The organism is Streptomyces sp. NPDC101194 (assembly GCF_044767885.1).
Lineage (GTDB): Bacteria > Actinomycetota > Actinomycetes > Streptomycetales > Streptomycetaceae > Streptomyces.
This window is the reverse complement of record NZ_JBIWOS010000004.1, coordinates 634,310-636,009: the sequence shown is the minus strand read 5'-3', so window position 1 is coordinate 636,009 and position 1,700 is coordinate 634,310. Positions and strand designations below refer to the sequence as shown.

General features: G+C 72.7%; 1 protein-coding gene. It reads left to right on the top strand.

Annotated features, from left to right (window positions below):
- The first annotated feature begins 456 nt into the window (after positions 1-456).
- On the top strand, positions 457-1,512 hold the full coding sequence (locus tag ACIRP2_RS19490) for a type III polyketide synthase (protein ID WP_404251782.1): 1,056 nt from the start codon (positions 457-459) through the stop codon (positions 1,510-1,512).
- The last annotated feature ends 188 nt before the right edge of the window (positions 1,513-1,700 follow it).

Genomic DNA, 1,700 nt, shown 5'->3' with positions numbered 1-1,700 from the left:
TGTGTGGTGGGTCGGGGGGGGGCCGGCCCCCCCCCGCCCCGCCGCCCCCGGGGGGGCCCGCCCCCCCCGGGCGGGGGGGGGGGGGGGCCCCGGCCCCCCCGCCCCGGGCGGGGGGGGGGGGCCCCCCTGCCGCGCTTCGGCCCCTGCCCGCCCCGGCTCGACATGCGGCCCCGACCGGCCTGCCGTAACGTGATTCCGACGGCCACCCAGCCGTGGCGGATCGAACGTCCGATCAATGACCGATCAGAACGTCCGCCCACGAACGGCTAGAACTCAGTCTTCGACGGTCGGCCCGTCCGCGCCCGTTCCAGGGGTACCGAACCCGGCGCAGGAATCCACCGAGGCCCTGTCCCGCGCCGCGCGTACGGGGCCGTGGTGGCCGTTCCCGCGTCGGCGGACGCCCCCGTGACCGTCCCGGGCCCGGCGGCGTGGACCAAGTCCGCTAGGAGGAGTTCCATGGCGGTTCTCTGCAAGCCGGCCATCGCGGTTCCCGAGTACGTCATCACCAACGAGGAAACCCTTGAGCTGGCACGACGGTTGCACGGCGACCATCCGCAGATCGACCTGGTACTTCGGCTCATCGAACACACCGGGGTGCAGAAACGGCACCTGATCCAGCCGATCGAGAAGGTGCTGCAGCATCCGGGCTTCGACGCCCGCAGCATCACCTACGAGGAGCACACCAAGGCCCGGGTGCCCGCAGTCGTGCGCCAGGCGCTCGACCAGGCCGAACTGGAGCCGCAACAGATCGACTTGATCGTGTACGTCTCCTGCACCGGCTTCATGATGCCGCCGCCGACATCGTGGCTCATCGGAGAGATGGGCTTCCGGCCCCAGACGCGCCAGCTGCCGATCGCCCAACTCGGCTGCGCCGCGGGCGGTGCGGCCGTCAACCGGGCCCACGACTTCTGCAGGGCCTACCCGGACGCCAATGTGCTGGTCGTCGCCTGCGAGTTCTGCTCGCTGTGCTACCAGCCCACCGACCTGGGTGTCGGATCCCTGCTGTCCAACGGCCTGTTCGGCGACGGCATAGCCGCCGTCGTTCTGCGGGGCCACGGAGGCACGGGGGTGCGTCTGGAACGCAACGGCTCGTTCATCATCCCGGACACCGAAGACTGGATCTCCTACGCGGTCCGGTCCACCGGGTTCCACTTCCAGCTCGACAAGCGGGTGCCCGGAACCATGGAGCCCCTCGCTCCGGCGCTGAACGCCGTGGCGGAGGAACACCAGTGGAACGCCGGCAAGCTGGACTTCTACATCATCCACGCGGGCGGCCCGCGCATCCTGGACGATCTGAGCCGCTTCCTCGATGTGCCGCCGGAAGCGTTCCGCTTCAGCCGGGCCACGCTCACCGAGTACGGCAACATAGCCAGCGCGGTGGTGCTCGACGCCCTCGGCCGGATGTTCGAGGAGGCTTCGGCCCTCGACGGCCACCGCGGACTGATGGCCGGCTTCGGCCCCGGCATCACCGCCGAGATCTCTCTGGGCACCTGGACGACGGGCTCCGACTAGGGTCTCTCGTCCGGATGGATCGGCCCGGCATACGAGGACACGCGAGGCCCGGGGGACGGGCCCCGATTCCGGGGAGCGGCAGGGCAGGACGGGGCGGGGGGGGGGCCCCCCCCGGGGGGCCCCCCCCCCCCCCCCCCGCGGGGGCCCCCCCCCCCCCCCCCCCCCCCCCCCCCCCCCCCCCCCGGGCC

What these genes read in the sequence shown, in the direction of transcription:
- ACIRP2_RS19490 (WP_404251782.1), top strand. Translation starts at nt 457, where the DNA reads ATGGCGGTTCTCTGCAAGCCGGCCATCGCGGTTCCCGAGTACGTCATC.